Source organism: Deinococcus sonorensis KR-87, assembly GCF_040256395.1.
Taxonomy (GTDB): Bacteria; Deinococcota; Deinococci; order Deinococcales; family Deinococcaceae; genus Deinococcus; species Deinococcus sonorensis.
This window is the reverse complement of the sequence record NZ_CP158299.1, coordinates 2,682,319-2,697,500: the sequence shown is the minus strand read 5'-3', so window position 1 is coordinate 2,697,500 and position 15,182 is coordinate 2,682,319. Positions and strand designations below refer to the sequence as shown.

Annotated in this window: 14 protein-coding genes (1 of these 14 running past the window's edge); 4 read left to right on the top strand and 10 right to left on the bottom strand. The window is 69.1% G+C overall.

All coding sequences use genetic code 11. The annotated features are described in order from the left end of the window. The 7 genes from tsaB to ABOD76_RS18450 form a co-directional block, all read right to left on the bottom strand. Nucleotides 1–39, bottom strand: partial view of a tRNA (adenosine(37)-N6)-threonylcarbamoyltransferase complex dimerization subunit type 1 TsaB gene (gene tsaB, locus ABOD76_RS18480; RefSeq protein ID WP_350243426.1) — the start only. Its footprint begins 516 nt before the window's first position; 39 of the gene's 555 nt are visible here — the first part of the coding sequence; it begins with the start codon at nucleotides 37–39; its stop codon lies beyond the left edge, outside the window. Between the two features lie 45 nt (nucleotides 40–84). Next, complete coding sequence (locus tag ABOD76_RS18475) at nucleotides 85–681, bottom strand: C39 family peptidase (RefSeq protein WP_350243425.1); 597 nt, start codon at nucleotides 679–681, stop codon at nucleotides 85–87. 98 nt (nucleotides 682–779) lie between these two features. Beyond that, nucleotides 780–1,682 (bottom strand): DUF4384 domain-containing protein, encoded by a 903-nt coding sequence (locus ABOD76_RS18470; protein ID WP_350243424.1) that lies wholly within the window; start codon nucleotides 1,680–1,682, stop codon nucleotides 780–782. Between the two features lie 77 nt (nucleotides 1,683–1,759). Beyond that, nucleotides 1,760–2,128 (bottom strand): ArsC/Spx/MgsR family protein, encoded by a 369-nt coding sequence (locus ABOD76_RS18465; protein ID WP_350243423.1) that lies wholly within the window; start codon nucleotides 2,126–2,128, stop codon nucleotides 1,760–1,762. Beyond that, nucleotides 2,125–2,907 (bottom strand): alpha/beta fold hydrolase, encoded by a 783-nt coding sequence (locus ABOD76_RS18460; RefSeq protein WP_350243422.1) that lies wholly within the window; start codon nucleotides 2,905–2,907, stop codon nucleotides 2,125–2,127. Before ABOD76_RS18460 ends, ABOD76_RS18465 begins: the two co-directional genes overlap by 4 nt. Before the next feature lie 108 nt (nucleotides 2,908–3,015). Further along, entirely contained in the window at nucleotides 3,016–4,263 is a 1,248-nt protein-coding gene (locus tag ABOD76_RS18455; RefSeq protein WP_350243421.1) for an aspartate aminotransferase family protein, read from the bottom strand. A 139-nt stretch (nucleotides 4,264–4,402) separates the two neighbouring features. After that, entirely contained in the window at nucleotides 4,403–4,981 is a 579-nt protein-coding gene (locus tag ABOD76_RS18450; RefSeq protein WP_350243420.1) for a pyridoxamine 5'-phosphate oxidase family protein, read from the bottom strand. Nucleotides 4,982–5,106: 125 nt separating this feature from the next. Here ABOD76_RS18450 and ABOD76_RS18445 point away from each other — a divergent pair, with 125 nt between their 5' ends. Next, nucleotides 5,107–6,588, top strand: a complete 1,482-nt coding sequence (locus ABOD76_RS18445) for a PLP-dependent aminotransferase family protein (protein ID WP_350243419.1) — start codon at nucleotides 5,107–5,109, stop codon at nucleotides 6,586–6,588. Further along, entirely contained in the window at nucleotides 6,585–7,226 is a 642-nt protein-coding gene (locus tag ABOD76_RS18440; protein WP_350243418.1) for a histidine phosphatase family protein, read from the top strand. Before ABOD76_RS18445 ends, ABOD76_RS18440 begins: the two co-directional genes overlap by 4 nt. A gap of 15 nt (nucleotides 7,227–7,241) precedes the next feature. Here ABOD76_RS18440 and ABOD76_RS18435 read toward each other — a convergent pair whose 3' ends face one another. From ABOD76_RS18435 to ABOD76_RS18425, 3 genes are all read right to left on the bottom strand, one after another. Next, nucleotides 7,242–8,492 (bottom strand): RsmB/NOP family class I SAM-dependent RNA methyltransferase, encoded by a 1,251-nt coding sequence (locus ABOD76_RS18435; RefSeq protein WP_350243417.1) that lies wholly within the window; start codon nucleotides 8,490–8,492, stop codon nucleotides 7,242–7,244. Between the two features lie 58 nt (nucleotides 8,493–8,550). After that, complete coding sequence (locus tag ABOD76_RS18430; protein ID WP_350243416.1) at nucleotides 8,551–9,228, bottom strand: zinc metallopeptidase; 678 nt, start codon at nucleotides 9,226–9,228, stop codon at nucleotides 8,551–8,553. Nucleotides 9,229–9,302: 74 nt separating this feature from the next. Beyond that, entirely contained in the window at nucleotides 9,303–9,593 is a 291-nt protein-coding gene (locus ABOD76_RS18425) for a stage V sporulation protein S (protein ID WP_350243415.1), read from the bottom strand. Nucleotides 9,594–9,975: 382 nt separating this feature from the next. On the opposite strand from ABOD76_RS18425, the gene ABOD76_RS18420 reads away from it, so the two are divergent. Then, a complete protein-coding gene (locus ABOD76_RS18420; RefSeq protein WP_350243414.1) occupies nucleotides 9,976–14,499 on the top strand; it encodes a glutamate synthase-related protein in 4,524 nt (1,507 codons plus the stop codon). Between the two features lie 102 nt (nucleotides 14,500–14,601). Further along, nucleotides 14,602–15,084 carry a hypothetical protein gene (locus ABOD76_RS18415; protein ID WP_350243413.1) on the top strand — a complete coding sequence of 161 codons (483 nt, stop codon included), beginning with the start codon at nucleotides 14,602–14,604 and terminating at the stop codon, nucleotides 15,082–15,084. The last annotated feature ends 98 nt before the right edge of the window (nucleotides 15,085–15,182 follow it).

Sequence of the window (15,182 nt, the reverse complement as noted above, 5' to 3'; positions counted from 1 at the left end):
AGCGGTGTCCAGGGCCAGGGTCAGACGGTCATCCGGCATCCCGGCAGGCTAACACGCGCCGAGGCCTTCAGGCGGCCCCGACGGTTACAGGCCGTTGACGCTGCGGGTGCCCAGCAGCCGCCCCACCAGGGCCGCCTGCTGCGGGCGGTAGACCGGGATGAACTCCTGGCCATAGACGCCCCACAGCCGCTGGAAATCGGCGTAGGAGACGTAGACGTTGGCGCCGTACAGCGGGTCCGAGAGGTAGAAGCGGCCCGACGCATCGTCATAGCCGCGCACCACCCGGAAGTGAGGGATGCCGCCCACCTGATTGAGCCACTGCAGGACGATGACGGGGATACCGGCCGCCACCAGCTGGCGGAGGTGTTCCGGGTTGCCGTTGCGGAAGCGGCTGGCCCGCAGGCCGTAGCGCTGCACGAACGGATCGATGACGCCCGCCACCATGTACCCGCCCCGGGGCCGCAGCACCTGCGCCAGCGCCGCCTGATCCGCCTGCAGGCCGTAGTAGTTCAGCACGCTGACGATGGAGGCCGGGCCGCAGTTGTTGTAGCTCTGATGCACGTACCCCACCGCCGGCAGGTAGGCCGACACCGGGTGTGGCGCCGTCTGGGCGGGCGGCGCGGCCAGACTGAGCGGCGCCGTCAGCAGCAGGGCAAGGAGGGTACGTGCATAACGATTCACGGCCCGCAGTGTAGCGGGCCGCCTCTGACAGGCATGGCACACAAACGCAGCGCCGTCCCGCACAATGGGACGGCGCTGCAGTGGAAGGGTAGGGCCGCTCAGCTGCGGCGGATGATCACCACATCGAAGCGGTTGCTGTTGCCGCTCTCCGAGACCCGCAGCTCGGCGGTGCCGCTGTTGCTCCGGAACTGACCGGCAATCCGGCTGCGCTCCTGACGGGTACCGACCAGCGTGAACCCCTGACGCTGCAGCTCGGCCGTGTAGAAGTTGTAGACGCTGGCCGCCGTGGCGGTGGAGCTGGTGAAGGCGGTGCGCCATTCGGTCTGGCTGGTGACGCTGTAGGCCGGGTAGCCGCCCTGCTGGGGCTGGGTGGGCGGGGTCTGGACCGGCACCGGCTGGACCGGGGGCGTGGTGCTGGTGCCGCCCGCCACGTTGTAGTACGCGATGTCAGAGATCCAGGTGTTCTGCGGCACCGGGTTGACCACGATGCTCAGCGCCTGGGCCAGCTGGCCCTGCCCCTGCACGTTCACGTCGGCGAACTTGGTGGCCTGGGCGTTCTGGCTCTTGAAGTCGGCGATCTGGTCGAGGTTCAGCTGGGTCTTGGAGGCGAGCGCCAGCACCTTGTTGACGCCGTAGGGCGCCGCGATGTCGAAGGTGAAGGGGTCGCCGGCGCTGGGGAACGCCTTGACGGTGTTGGCCTTCAGGAAGTTGGCGCCGCCCGCGTAGCGGTTGGGCAGGATCAGGTCCACCTTGCCGTTGGGGTCCACATTGAACAGGTAGACGTAGGCGTCCTGGTTGACGCTGGTATAGATGCGGATGCGGTCGCCGACGTTGTAGTTGGGGGTCTGCGTCCCGGTGCTGTCGCGGTCAGTCCAGACCTTGACGGTCAGGCTGGTTTCGACCGGGTTCACGATGATGCTCTGGGCCGAAATCTTGGGGGCGGCCATCGCGGTGCCCAGGGCAACGGGGGCGATCAGGGCGGTCAGCAGGATCTTGTTCATGGGTCTATGGTGGCGTTCGTCACTGATGCCAAGCTGAACCGCTTCGCTGCCGTCTTGCGGGACTTCTCAAAGTTCGGTCAGGTTTGGTCCAGCGTGGTCGCCCACCCGGCCGGGTCCTCACCCACCGTCAGCACCTTGCCGGCGCGGATCAGTGGTAGCCGCAACAGCTCCGGATGCTGAATGACACGCTCGATCAGGCCCTCCTCGCTGATCCGCAGGTAGGCCAGCCCGAGCCGCTCGTACGTCTTGCCTTCCAGGTCCAGCAGGGCCGTCAGGCCGAAGCGCTGCACGAAGCGGTTCAGCTCACCGCGTGCAATGGGCCGGCTGGCGAGGTCCACGAAGATCACCTTGACGCGCCGTTCCTTGTAGAAGCGCTCGGCGGCGCGGGTGGCGCTGGATTTTTTCAGGCCGAACATCTGCACCTGAGGGGGGGCGGCCTTGGTCATGGCCGCAGTGTAGCGGTCGGCAGGCCGTCCAGCAGGAAGCGCACCACGTCACGTTGCATGCCGCGGCTGGTGTAATGCGGCACGCCCTCGTACAGCCGCGCCTCGAACTGCTCCGGGCAGCCGGCCTGGGCATACGCGGCCCGGTAGGCCTGGACCGTCTGTTCCACGGCGCTCAGGGGGAAGACCTCGTCCGCCGTGCCGTTCAGCAGCAGCAGGGCGGTGGGCGGCGCCAGCCGGGCGTGCTGGACCGGCCGGAAACCGTCCAGATAGGCGCGCGCTTCCGGGAGGGTGGCGCGCGGGTCCTGCCACACGCCCGCCGTGATGACGGCCGCCACCCGCGTGACCCTCGGTTCCTGCAGGGCCAGGAACTGGGCCGTGTAGCCGCCCATGCTGCTGCCCACCGCCCAGACCGGCAGCGGCCCGTACTGGGCGTGCAGGGCGTCGATCAGCCGGCCCATCTCGTGCGAGGTGCGGGCCGCGGCCGTCCAGACGTAGTTACGTTCGCCCAGCACGTCCGGCGAGTGCTGCGGGTCCTGGCGCTCGCCGTGCAGGGCCGCGTCCGGCAGCACCACCGCCACCCCGTGCGCGCACAGCTCCGGATACACACCCAGTTTGCCCTCCTTGCTGTTGTAGGCCCCATGCAGCACCACGCACAGCGCGCTCAGCGGCCCGTCATGGTCCGGGCATTCGATCAGGCAGGGGATGCCGGCCAGCACGTGGCGCTCGACGCGGTACGGCTGACCGGCGGCCAGCGGACGGGCAGGAAGGGTGTCGGTCATAGCAGCGAGCATAGTGGAGTGGGCCGGGCCGGGTGGCGGAGAGGTTCATCACCACAGCAGAACGAGCCCGGCACAGGGCGCGGACTCGTTCTGACAGGACGACGTTCGTTATTCGGTCTGGATGCCTTCCTTCAGGGTGTCCGCTTCCGGGTGCGGCGCGCCCAGCACGCGGGCAAACGCCTCGACCGCCCCATCGATCTGCTCGTAGCTGATGGTCAGCGGCGGCAGGAAGCGCACCACCAGCGGCGTGGCCTGCAGCGCCAGCACGCCCTCCTCGTGTTCCAGGGCGTGAATGTACGGCGCGCTCTTCTCCTTGAGCTCCACCCCGATCATCAGGCCCAGGCCGCGCACCTCGCGGATCTTGCTGCTCTGGATGCTGCGCAGCCGCCGCATGAAGTACTCGCCCTTCTGCTGGGCCTGCTCCCACAGCCGCTCGCGCTTCATAAAGCCGATGGCGGCCACGCCGGCGGCCATGGCCAGCGGGTTGCCACCGAAGGTGGTCCCGTGACCGCCCGCCGGCATCTTGTCGGCCACGTCCCTGGTCATCGCCAGCGCGCCGATCGGCACGCCGCCCGCCATCGCCTTGGCCAGCGTCATGGCGTCCGGGACCACGCCGGAGTGCTCGCAGGCGAACATCTTCCCGGTGCGGCAGAAACCGGTCTGGATCTCGTCCAGAATCAGCAGGATGCCGCGCTCGCGCGTCAGCTCACGGGCCGCTTGCAGGAACTCCACCGTGCCGGGGCGCACGCCACCCTCACCCTGCACCGGCTCCATGATCACGGCGGCCACGTCGTCGGTCAGGGCGGCACGCAGCTCGTCCAGGTTGCCATAGCTTACGAACGAGACATGCTCGTTGTCCACGGCGGCCCCGAACGGTTCGCGGTACTTCGGCTCCCAGGTGAAGGCCAGCGCGCCCAGGGTGCGCCCGGAGAAGCCGCGCTTCATGCTCACGAAGCGGGTGCGGCCGGTGGCGGTAATGGCGAACTTCTTGGCCGCCTCCATCGCCTCAGTGCCGCTGTTGCACAGGAACACCCGGTTCAGGCCGTCCGGCAGCACGCTGACCAGCTCCTGCAGGAATTCGGCCCGCTTGTCATTCGGCAGCGTCTGCGGCATCACGATCAGCTGCTCGGCCTGCTCCTGGATGGCGCGCACCACTTCCGGGTTGCTGTGCCCGACGTTGGCCACGCCGTAGCCGCCCACGCAGTCGATGTACTCGCGCCCGGTGCTGTCCCAGACGGTGGCGTTCTTGCCGCGCACCATCACCACCTGGTGCTTGCTGTACACGCCACTGTCCAGGCGCTGCTCAACTTCCAGCCAGTCGGTGGGCTGGGTCTGCGGATTCTCTGTCGCGGTCATGGGTCCTCCTTCGGCGGCGTCCGGCCTGGGGCCGGCGTGCCGCGTGTGCCTTCAGTGTACGGGACGGGGCAGCGGAACATTGGTGCCGGCACTGCCGGACGCTACGGTGCTCTCAGTATGCAAGTGTAAGAAAAATCTGTCAAATACTTTGCATATGAATGTCGGAGAGGGCAGGCCATTTGTCGGTCTGGATCGCCTGATCCGCCCAGTTCTCCTTGCCGCTCCAGCGCTCGATCTGCAGGGCGTACACGCTGGTGCGGGCCAGATCATCGTCGGTGATCGGGCGCGTTTCCTGGCCGGGCCGCAGCGCCGGGAAGTAGCGGACCGAGAGGTCGTAGAGGGCCTGCCGCGCCTCATCGCCCTGGAGCAGCCGCACTCCTCCGAAGGCCACCACGCTGCGGTACTGGACGGTGAGTTCCAGCGGGTCGTTGCTCGGCAGAAAGGCCCCAATCTCCGACGCCTCGAAACAGACCTGCGGCTGGCGCTCGGTGTTGGCGCGCACCCGCCCGGCGAGGTTCGAGTGGTAGATCACGTCGTGGCTGGCCGGCCGGTACACGAAACTGGTGGGATTCACGAATGGCAGGGTGTCCCAGACGGTGGCGATGCGGCACACCTTCACCCGCTCCAGCAGCGCCCGGATCCAGGCGTCGTCCCGGCGGTTGAGCGGGCGGCGGGAGATGGAGGGGTCCCGGACGGTCGGGTCGTAGTAGGAAGTCATGCCAGGACCATCCAGGCAGAGGTGGTCAGGTGATGGACGAGCAATGCGGACGTCAGGAGAACGGACTGAATCGGCGGGGGAGCGCTCGGCACGGGTCGGATCATCTCTGCTAGGCTACCCGGCAGATGGATCACCCGACAGCACCAGTTCTGACGCTTTCAACTGGACCACTTCGCAGCGGGCCGGAGCTGCCGTTCCAGCCGAGCCTGCAGCGGGACGGCGCTGGACCGCTGGCAGCGCAGCTGGCCCAGCAGTTGCGGACGGCGATCCAGGCAGGCCGGCTGCCGCAGGGTACGGCCCTGCCCTCCAGCCGCAGCCTGGCGTCGCAGCTGGGCGTGGCGCGCGGCACTGTGGTGGAGGCCTACAGCGAGCTGACGCTGGAAGGCTATCTGGGCAGCCGGGGCGGCAGCCGCACCACCGTGCAGGCGGCCCGGCTGCCGGCGCCGGTCACGGCGCCGCTGGCCCCCGGCTGGCTGCCGGACACCCTGCCGGTGCCGACCGACGCACCGCTGGCCGGCACCCTGGACTTCCGGCTGGGCCAGCCGACCCTGCAGACCCTGGACCGCCGTGCATGGCAGCGCAGCTGGCAGCACGCCGCCCGGCAGCTGCCGCCCAACGACTACGGGGACCCGGCTGGAGAACAGGAACTGCGGGCCGCGCTGGCCGCCTATCTGGGCCGCTCCCGGGGCCTGCCGGCCCGACCGGAGCAGCTGATCGTGACGGGCGGCGCGGTGCAGGGCATCGGCCTGATCGCGCGGGGGCTGGTGCGGCCGGGCGACCGGGTGACCATCGAGAACCCCGGCTACCGGCTGGCCCGCACTGCCCTGGCCGAGAGCGGTGCGGAGCTGCTCTCGGTACCGGTGGATCAGGACGGCCTGGTGGTGGAACAGCTGCCGGCGGCCCGGCTGGTCTACGTGACGCCCAGCCATCAGTACCCGCTGGCGGTGCGGATGAGCGCCGCCCGGCGGCTGGCGCTGCTGGCCTGGGCCGAGCAGCACGACGCCCTGATCATCGAGGACGACTACGACAGCGAGTACCGGTACGGCGCGCCGCCGCTGCCCACCCTGGCCAGCCTGGACCGCAGCGGGCGGGTGCTGTACCTGGGCACCCTCAGCAAGGTGCTGACGCCGGCCCTGCGGCTCGGGTACCTGATGGCGTCGCCGGCGCTGCTGCCGGCCCTGCTGAGGCAGAAGGTGCTGGCCGACTCGGGGAGCGCGTGGCCGGTGCAGGTGGCCGTCACGCATCTGCTGCAGCAGGGTGACCTGGACCGGCACATCCGCCGCACCCGCCGTCACTACCGGATGCTGAGCGCGCTGCTGCATCAGCAGCTGGCCCCGCTCGCGCCGCTGGCCCGGCTGGGCGGCATCGAGGCCGGGCTGCACGCCTGCCTGCACCTGAGCGCGCCGCTAAAGGCCCAGCAGATCGCGGCGGTCTGCCTGGAGCGCGGGGTGCGGGTCAGCACGCTGGACAGCTACACCCAGGGGCCGGCGCCGCAGGCGCTGCTGCTCGGCTACGGCGGTCTGACGGTGCGGGAGCTGCTGGAGGGGGCCGCCGTGGTGGTGTGGGCCGTGCGGCAGGCGGCTGGCCTGCTACCCTCACAGGCATGACCTCCGACGCGCCGACCGTTCGCCTGTATCTGATCCGCCACGGCCAGACGGACGGCAACATCACCCAGCGCCTGCGCGGCGAGGACAGCGCCGAGGACGCGCTCACCGAACTCGGCTGGCAGCAGGCCCGGGCGGTGGCGGAGGTGCTGGCCGCCGTCCGGCCGCCGCCGGTGCAGGTGTATGCCAGCCCGTACCTGCGGGCGCGCCAGACCGGGCTGGCCATCGCCCAGCGGCTGGGTGTGCCGCTGACGGTGCTGGAGGGCGCGCAGGAGATTCATGCGGGCGACTGGCGCGGCCGGCCCTACCGCGACATGCACGAGCGCGCCGCCGAGATGACCGCGCCGGACGGCCACTTCGGCTACCCGGGCGGCGAGTCGCTGCGGGCCGTCGGCATGCGGTTCGAGGCGGCGCTGCTGGCGCTGCCGCTCCAGCCGGAGCAGGCCGTGGTGGTGGTGTCGCACGGGGCGGCGCTCACCGCGCTGCTTGCCCGGCTGAGCGGCCAGGACGAGCGCGACACGTGGCTGGCCGGCCAGTATCAGCACCGCAACGCGGCGCTGACTGAGCTGCTCTGGACACCCGGTCAGCCACCGCAGTTGCTGCGGATCGCGGACGCAGGTCATCTGGACCGCCTGACCTGAACGTCAGGCGGCGGGTCAATCCTGGCGCCGCATCCGGGCAATGAAGAAGCCGTCGATGCCGTCCAGCGGCACGGTCAGCACGCCCTGGCCGCTCGGGACGGCCGGTACATCCAGATCCGGCAGCGGTTCCGGCTGGAACTCCGGGTGCCGGCTCAGGAACCCCTCCACCATGTCCGGCCCTTCCGCGTGCGTGACGCTGCAGACGCTGTAGACCAGCACCCCGCCCGGCAGGGTCAGCTGGGCCGCTGTGTCCAGCAGCTGGCCCTGCAGGTCAGCCAGTTCCTGCACCGACGCCGGCGTCAGGCGCAGCTTGATTTCCGGGTGGGCGCGCAGGGTGCCGCTGCCGGTGCATGGCGCGTCCAGCAGCACGGCGGGCGCGGGGGAGAGGTCCGGGGTGGCGGTCAGGTTGGCCGTCACGAAGCGGGCCTGCAGGCCCAGCCGCTCCAGGTTGCGCCGGGCGGCGCGGTGTTTGCCCTCCACCACGTCCACGCTGGTGACGTTCGCTCCGGCCGCCGCCAGCATCGCCGCCTTCACGCCCGCGCCGCCCGCCAGGTCCAGCACCGGCTGGCCCGAGACGTCGCCAAGCGCCTGCACACAGGCGAGGCTGGCCGGGTTGATCGGCTGTGCCCAGCCCTGCCGGAAGGCGGCGCTGTCACGCAGTGGGCGACCCAGCTGCACCCGGTACATGTCATTCGCCCCCGGTTCCAGCGTGCCGCCCTCCTCCTCCAGCGCCTCCACGCCGGCGGGCCGCAGCCGCAGCCACAGCGGCTGCGGTTCCAGCAGGCTCTGGAAGATGGCCGGGGCCGCGTCTCCGTAGGCCGCGCGGTATTCGTCCGCCAGCCACGCCGGCAGGGTGGACTGCGGGTCCAGCGGCCCCAGCAGCTCCACCCGGCGCAGGACTGCGTTGATCAGGCCGGGCGGCTGCTTGCCCTGGCGGGCCAGCGTCACGTACTCGTTGACCACCGCGTGCGGCGGCGTGCCCAGCACCAGCTTCTCGAAGCTGCCGCACAGCAGCAGCACCCGGGTGTGCAGCGGGGTGGGGCCGCGCAGCAGTGGCGCCAGGGCAGCGTCCAGCACCGGCAGGTGGCGCAGCGTACCGTACACCAGGTGGGTGGCCAGACCGGCGTCCCGCGCGCTGAGGCGGGCCTGTTGCAGCGCGTCGTCCAGGGTAGGGGCAGCAAAGCTGGCAGACTCCAGCACGGTCCCCAGCACCCGCATAGCCAGGGAACGGGCCGGGTTGGCCTTCTTGGGGGTGGGCACAGTCATGCGGCTCAGCATAGCGGGCCACCCGCTGTGGATGGCCCGCTCCGGCTCAAGAACGCGCTCAGCTGCGGTTGCGTGCCAGACCCAGCACGTTCAGGAACTGCACCAGTGCCATGGCGAAGCCGGCCACATAGGTCAGGGCGGCGGCGGTGAGTACTGTGCGCGCCCCCTGCAGTTCCGGGGTGCTGAGCAGCCCGCTGCCGCTCAGGTAGGTCAGAGCGCGGCGGCTGGCGTCGAACTCCACCGGCAGGGTGATCAGATGAAACGCCAGGGCCGCCCCGAACAGCAGCACGCCCAGCCAGATCAGCCCGGTGAAGTGCAGCGTGATGCCCAGCAGCAGCAGCCACGGCGCCCAGTTCATGCCCAGGCCCAGCGGCACCGCCAGCTGACTGCGCAGCGCCAGCGCCGGCATGTGGCTGTGGTCCTGCAGGGCATGCCCCACTTCGTGGGCGGCCACGGCGGCGGCAGCCAGGCTGGGCAGCCGGTAGTTGTCCGCCGAGAGGCGCACCACCTTGCGCTGCGGGTCGTAGTGGTCCGAGAGCCGGCCCGGGGCCAGCTCGATCTGGACCTGCTGGAGACCGTGCTGGTCCAGCATGCGCCGCGCCACCTCGGCGCCGCTCAGGTTGCGGGCGTTGCGTACCTGCGACCACTGGGCGTAGGTGCGGCTGAGGTAGCCCTGAATCAGCAGGGACGCGGCGAAGATCAGCAGAATCAGCAGGGTGTAGGGGCCGAAGATCATGGCAGAACCTCCACCTGAATCTTAGCGCGGAGGTATCAAGTTTGATGAGGGTAAGCGCGCAGGGCGCTGCCAGGTCAGCTGGAGCGCGGTTCTGGGTTGCCCAGGCGCACGCCCTGGATGTTGAACTTCACGGCGGTGCGTTCCTCGTCCATGATGTCGAGCTTGACGAAGGCCGGCTGGGTGGTGAGGTCCAGGTTCTCCGGAATGATGTACCCGCGCGCGATGGCGATGGCCTTGACCGCCTGATTCACGGCCGCCGGGCCGATGGCCTGCACCTCGACCTCGCCGTTGCTTCTGAGCAGCGCCGCAATGGCCCCCGCCACTGCGTTCGGCCGCGATTTCCCCGATACCTTCAAGGTTTCCAAACCTTCCCCCCAGTTGCCGACAGTGCAGATAGATAACGACGTCGCAGTCATGACGATATGAGTGGCCTGGACACTTCCCCTAAGTGTTCAGATTCACCGTACAGAATATGTGAAGCAGGTGGCAAAGGTCAATTGGAGACGCGCGATGTCACACCGTTCGATGAAGCGCTTCCGCTCCGGCCCAAACGGCGCGCTCAAGAGGGCCTGCAGGCCGGCTGCGGCGCAGCTCGTCTGCACAGCGCGAGTCGGAACACCATCCAAACATGCAAATGTATGAATAATTTTCCAAGCGGCGCCGTAGAGCTGCCGGACGAGACCGACCCCCAATCACAACACCGGAGCCGTGCCGAAGCCGGTACCTCAGACAGCGCAGGAGGCTGCCATGACCCACCGTACCCCCACCACCCCCCGTCGCCACGACGGTCAGCAGGACAGCCGCTACCGTCAGGCGGAGCGCGAGCGCCTGGAGCCGCAGTTTCCCGGCAACTTCGACGAGATCGGGCATGACGCCTGCGGCATCCTCTGCAAGATCCGCAAGACCGGAGACGCCACCCACGGCAACGTGGTTCGCGCTCTGGAGGAACTGGCACACATGGCCCACCGCAGCGGCGAGGTGCGCGGCGAGGGCGACGGCGCCGGCATCCAGACCGACATCCCGCGCCTGCTGTGGCGGCGCTGGCTGACCGACGCCCGCCTGAACCCGGACCTGGTGGACGCGCCCGCCTTCTTCGTGGGCCACCTGTTCGTGCCGCAGGGCGTGAATGTGCGCGAGATTCAGGACGCGCTGCGGGTGGCCGCGTCGCGCTTCGGCGTGCAGGTGCTGACCGAGCGGGTAGGGCAAGTGTACTCGCGGGCGCTGGGGCCGGTGGCCCGCTTGACCGAGCCGCAGTTCGTGCAGCTGGCCGGCACGGTCCAGGGCGACACCTCACGCGAGCGCAACGCGCAGCTGTTCGAGCTGGGCCTGGAGTTGGAAGCGCATCATCCGGTGCATGTGGTGAGCCTCAGCACCCACAGCGTGGTGTACAAGGTGCGCGGCAGCGCCGAACTGCTGCCGCGCTACTACCCGGACCTCTCGCACCCCGAGTTCATGTCGGTGTGCACCATCGGGCACAACCGCTACAGCACCAACACGCTCAGCACCTTCGAGCAGGTGCAGCCGTTCACCCTGCTGGCGCACAACGGCGAGATCAACACCATTGACCGGCTGCGCAAGGAGGGCCACCAGCTGAACCTGCCGCTGACCGGCGGCAGCGACAGCCAGGACCTGAACCGGGTGCTGGCTGGCCACATCCACCGCCAGGGCATGAGCCTGCTGGAGGCCATCGAGAGTGTGTTCCCGCCGGTGCTGAGTGAGGTCAAGAGCTTCTCCACCAGCCTGCAGAGCGCCTACATCGGGCTGCGGGCCGGGGGCGGGCCGCTGGCGCAGGGTCCGGCGGCCATTATCGCGCGCGACGGCACCGAGTGTGTGTTCAGCGTGGACGCGATGGGTCTGCGCCCGCTGTGGTTCGGCGAGACCGAGAAGGAATACTTCTGGAGCAGCGAACGCGGCGTGATTCCGCTGGGCAGCATGGTCGCGGACCCCGCGCCGTTTGCCCCCGGCGAGAAGATGGTGGCGTGTCTGGGCGGCAGCACCGTGCGGCTCCACGCCAACGAACAGGTGCAGCGGCTGGTGCTGGAGCGGGTGCACCAGAAGGGCTACAACTTCGATCAGGCGCACGAGCGGGTCAAGGGGCCGCACCTGCCGGCTGCCGACACGGAGCTGCCGAGCTTCAGCAAGGCGGCGCGGCTGGCCTTCGGCTGGGAGCGCTGGGACGAGGAATACGTCAAGGCGGTGGCCGACAAGGGCGCCGAGCCGATCGCCTCGCTCGGCTACGACGGTCAGATGCCGGCCCTGAAGCCGGACAAGCCGAACCTCGCCGAGTTCTTCCGCGAGACAGTGGCGGTGGTGACCAACCCGGCGATTGACCGCGAGCGCGAGATCGAGCACTTCTCCACCCGCGCGCTGCTGGGCCGCCGTCCGCTGCCCGGCAGCAGCGACGGCAACAGCGCCGACATCCTGACCCCGGTGCTGGCCGCCACCAAGGCCGTGGCCGAGCAGCACGGCACGCTGACGGTGGCGGGGCTCAAGGCCTACTTCCAGGTGGCCGAGCTGGTCCTGGCCCTGCGCCCGGACGAGACGCTGGCCTCGGCGCTGGAGCGGCTGTTCCAGCAGGCGGCGGCGGCGGTGCGTGAGGGGGCCGAGCTGCTGCTGCTGGACGACACTGCGCTGTACCAGAACGGGGAGGCCGCGCTGGACGTGGCCCTGGCGGTGGGGTCGCTGGAGCAGCGGCTCACCGAGCAGCGCGACAGCCGCGGCGTGAGCCTGCGGCGCCTGACCAGCGTGGTGGTCCGCAGCGCCCAGGTCCGCAACCTCCATGACCTGATGCTGCTGGTGGGTCTGGGTGCCGACGCGGTGGAGCCGGTGGCGGCCTACGCGCTGTACCCCACGCCCGAGGCGGAGAGCCGGCTGGTGGCGGGCTTCAGCAAGGGCGTGGAGAAGGTCATGAGCACCATGGGCATCCATGAGCTGCGCGGCTACGGCCAGATCTTCGCCAGCCTGGGGCTGGCCCAGGACCTGATGGACGCGCTGGGGGTGCGCGGCTTCTGGGGCGGGCAGAAGGGTTACACTCTCTCCGGCCTGGAGGCCACGCTCAAGCGCCGCCTGGAGCGCTTTGCCCAGAACGCCGAGACGCTGGACCGCGACCAGCGCTTCAACCCCCGGGTGTTCAAGGCGGCCTTCTCGCTGGCCAATGGCGAGATCGAGCCGGCCGACTACCAGAACCGTATCCGGGCGCTGGAAACCGAGATGCCGCTGGCCGCCCGGCAGCTGCTGGACTTCCGCACCCCGGACGGTGCCGACGCGGTGGACCCGGACAGCGTGGACCTCGCCATCGGCGGCCACAGCCTGCCCTTTGTGATCAGTGCCATGAGCTTCGGGTCACAGGGCGAGACGGCCTTCCGCAGCTACGTGGAGGCGGCCAAGCGGCTCAACATCCTGGCCATGAACGGCGAGGGCGGCGAGATTCCCGGCATGATCGGGCACTACAACCACTGGCGCGGGCAGCAGGTGGCCTCCGGGCGCTTCGGGGTCAGCAGCGTGATGCTCAACAGCTGCCACGTCATCGAGATCAAGGTGGGGCAGGGCGCCAAGCCGGGCGAGGGTGGCCACCTGCCGGGCAAGAAGGTCAGCGCCAAGGTGGCCGCCGCCCGCCACGCGGTGCAGGGCACCGACCTGATCAGCCCCAGCAACAATCACGACGTGTATTCCATTGAGGACCTCGCTCAGCTGGTGGAGGAGCTCAAGACCATCAACCCGAACGCGCGCATCTCGGTGAAGGTGCCGGTGGTGCCGGGCATCGGGACCATCGCGCTGGGTGTGGCCAAGGCAGGGGCGCACATCATCACCCTGTCCGGCTTCGAGGGCGGCACCGGCGCGGCGCGCAGCCACGCGTTGAAGTACGCCGGCATGCCGGTGGAGTTCGGCGTGAAGCGGGCCCACCGTGCCCTGACCGCCGCCGGCATGCGTGACCGGGTGGAACTGTGGGCCGACGGCGGCCTCAAGACCGCGCTGGACGTGGCCCGCATGGTGGCGCTGGGCGCCGACCGGGTGGGCTTCGGCACGCTGAGCATGGTGGCCATCGGCTGCACCATCTGCCGCGGCTGTCAGCTGGACACCTGCCACGTGGGCATCACCACACAGGTGGAGACCGAGGAGGAGGCCAAGGCCCACGGCTTCAAGCGCTTCGTGCCGCGGGTGCTGCCGACCGAGGTGGACCGGCTGCACGCGTTCTACAGCGGCATTGCCAGCAGCCTGAGAGAAATCGTGGCGGGGCTGGGGCTGACGAGCCTCTCCGAGCTGCGCGGCCGCAGCGACCTGCTGACCGCCAGCAGCGAGGCGCTGGACCTCTCGGAACTGCTGGAACTGAGCGAGGAGCCGGAAGCCTGGAAGCGGCTGGGCCGGCGCATCATCCACAAGCCGCTGAACTACATGACCCGCATGGTTTCGGAATGGGTCACGGACGCCATCGAGGACGAGCACGAGGAAGAGGTCATCTACCGCGATGGGCCGGTGGCGAGCGCCGAGCGCGCCCTGGGCACCCACCTGGTGGGCACACTCACCCGCGACCGCATCACCAGCCGCGGCACCCGTCGGGTCAAGCTGCACTTTGAAGCGGGCAGCATTCCCGGCAACGGCCTGGGAGCGTTCAACAACGCGCCGGTAGACATCCAGGTGGACGGCGGCGCTCAGGACGGCGTGGGCAAGAGTGCACTGGGCGGGCGCATCGTGATCCTGAAGGGCCGAAACCACCAGGGGGACCGGGTAGACGGCTCGGTGGGCAAGAGCTTCGCTTACGGGGCCATCGGGGGCCGCTTCCTGATTCAGGGCAGCGCGGACAGCCGCTTCTGCGTTCGCCTTTCGGGAGCCGACGTGGTGCTGGGCGGCGACCTGCGCGCCCCGGTGGACGACAGCCTGGGGGCGCTGGCCACCCGTGCCAACGCCAAGGGGTACGCCTTCGAGTACATGACGGCCGGCCGGGCCGTGGTGGTGGGCGACGCCGGCCCCTGGATCTGCAGCGGCATGTCCGGCGGCGTGGTGTACCTGCGCCACGAGCCGGAGCAGGGCCTGGACGACGCCGCGCTGAAGCGCCGGCTGGCCAAGGGCGCCAACGTGCAGATTCTGCCGCTGAGCACCCAGGGCGTGGCCGACGTGCGCGAGCTGCTGGGCGACTACCACGACCAGCTGCTCAAGAGCGAGCAGGCCACTCCGGCCCGGCGCATCGCGGAGCTGCTGGTGAACCCGGCTGCCCACTTCCGGATGGTGCTGCCGGCGGCCCAGGCGGTGGACCAGACGGTGGCGACCGAGTAAGACGGCAAAGGAACAGACCCCCGGTCGTTCGGACCGGGGGTTTTTCTGTGCGAAGTCAGATTTGACGATTCACGCCTGTAAAGCTGAGTAGAGTGTCCGTGAGTGACACAGCTACAGGTATGGGCCCAGAACATCAAAACCTACGGATGGTTGCGTTTCTGTGGGAACGTAGTAATGTTCCTTCTTTTTGCATGTTTGTTCTTCGACTCTCTTCTGCGTCGTCATTGGCTGGTAGCACTGAATTTTGCCATTTTCATGCTGACTACAGGCAACCAGCTGTACAACGCCGTTGCAGGGCGGAAGTCCAGGACCCCTCCACCCCTGGCCCAACCCAGCCCTCCAGTAACCCTGGCTCATGTTTTTGGAGCGTTGGCTGGTCTGTGCCTGTTGTTTGCCTTCGCCACCTATTTTCTAAACGATCATCCACTTCGCCCTGAAGGTCTGGACCGGCAATTCGCAACTTTCTTCCTGAAGGCGGCTGGCCTGTTCGGAGGCCTCCTGGTGTTGAGCTTGGTGGCCAACCGTCTGTACGGTCTCGTCGTGTCGCGGAACTGTCAAGAAATGACCGGCCTGTTTCGAAGATAAGTGTGCGCCCTACCGTCTGACGGTGCCTGCAGAGCTCCGGGCTGGCCGCTGCTTGTACAGAAATCAAAACTGGTATGCCGTGCTACCTTCATACCCGA

What these genes read in the sequence shown, in the direction of transcription:
- ABOD76_RS18450 (WP_350243420.1), bottom strand. Translation starts at nt 4,981, where the DNA reads ATGACTTCCTACTACGACCCGACCGTCCGGGACCCCTCCATCTCCCGC.
- ABOD76_RS18420 (WP_350243414.1), top strand. Translation starts at nt 9,976, where the DNA reads ATGACCCACCGTACCCCCACCACCCCCCGTCGCCACGACGGTCAGCAG.
- ABOD76_RS18460 (WP_350243422.1), bottom strand. Translation starts at nt 2,907, where the DNA reads ATGACCGACACCCTTCCTGCCCGTCCGCTGGCCGCCGGTCAGCCGTAC.
- ABOD76_RS18435 (WP_350243417.1), bottom strand. Translation starts at nt 8,492, where the DNA reads ATGACTGTGCCCACCCCCAAGAAGGCCAACCCGGCCCGTTCCCTGGCT.
- ABOD76_RS18445 (WP_350243419.1), top strand. Translation starts at nt 5,107, where the DNA reads ATGGATCACCCGACAGCACCAGTTCTGACGCTTTCAACTGGACCACTT.
- ABOD76_RS18440 (WP_350243418.1), top strand. Translation starts at nt 6,585, where the DNA reads ATGACCTCCGACGCGCCGACCGTTCGCCTGTATCTGATCCGCCACGGC.
- ABOD76_RS18430 (WP_350243416.1), bottom strand. Translation starts at nt 9,228, where the DNA reads ATGATCTTCGGCCCCTACACCCTGCTGATTCTGCTGATCTTCGCCGCG.
- ABOD76_RS18455 (WP_350243421.1), bottom strand. Translation starts at nt 4,263, where the DNA reads ATGACCGCGACAGAGAATCCGCAGACCCAGCCCACCGACTGGCTGGAA.
- ABOD76_RS18465 (WP_350243423.1), bottom strand. Translation starts at nt 2,128, where the DNA reads ATGACCAAGGCCGCCCCCCCTCAGGTGCAGATGTTCGGCCTGAAAAAA.
- ABOD76_RS18470 (WP_350243424.1), bottom strand. Translation starts at nt 1,682, where the DNA reads ATGAACAAGATCCTGCTGACCGCCCTGATCGCCCCCGTTGCCCTGGGC.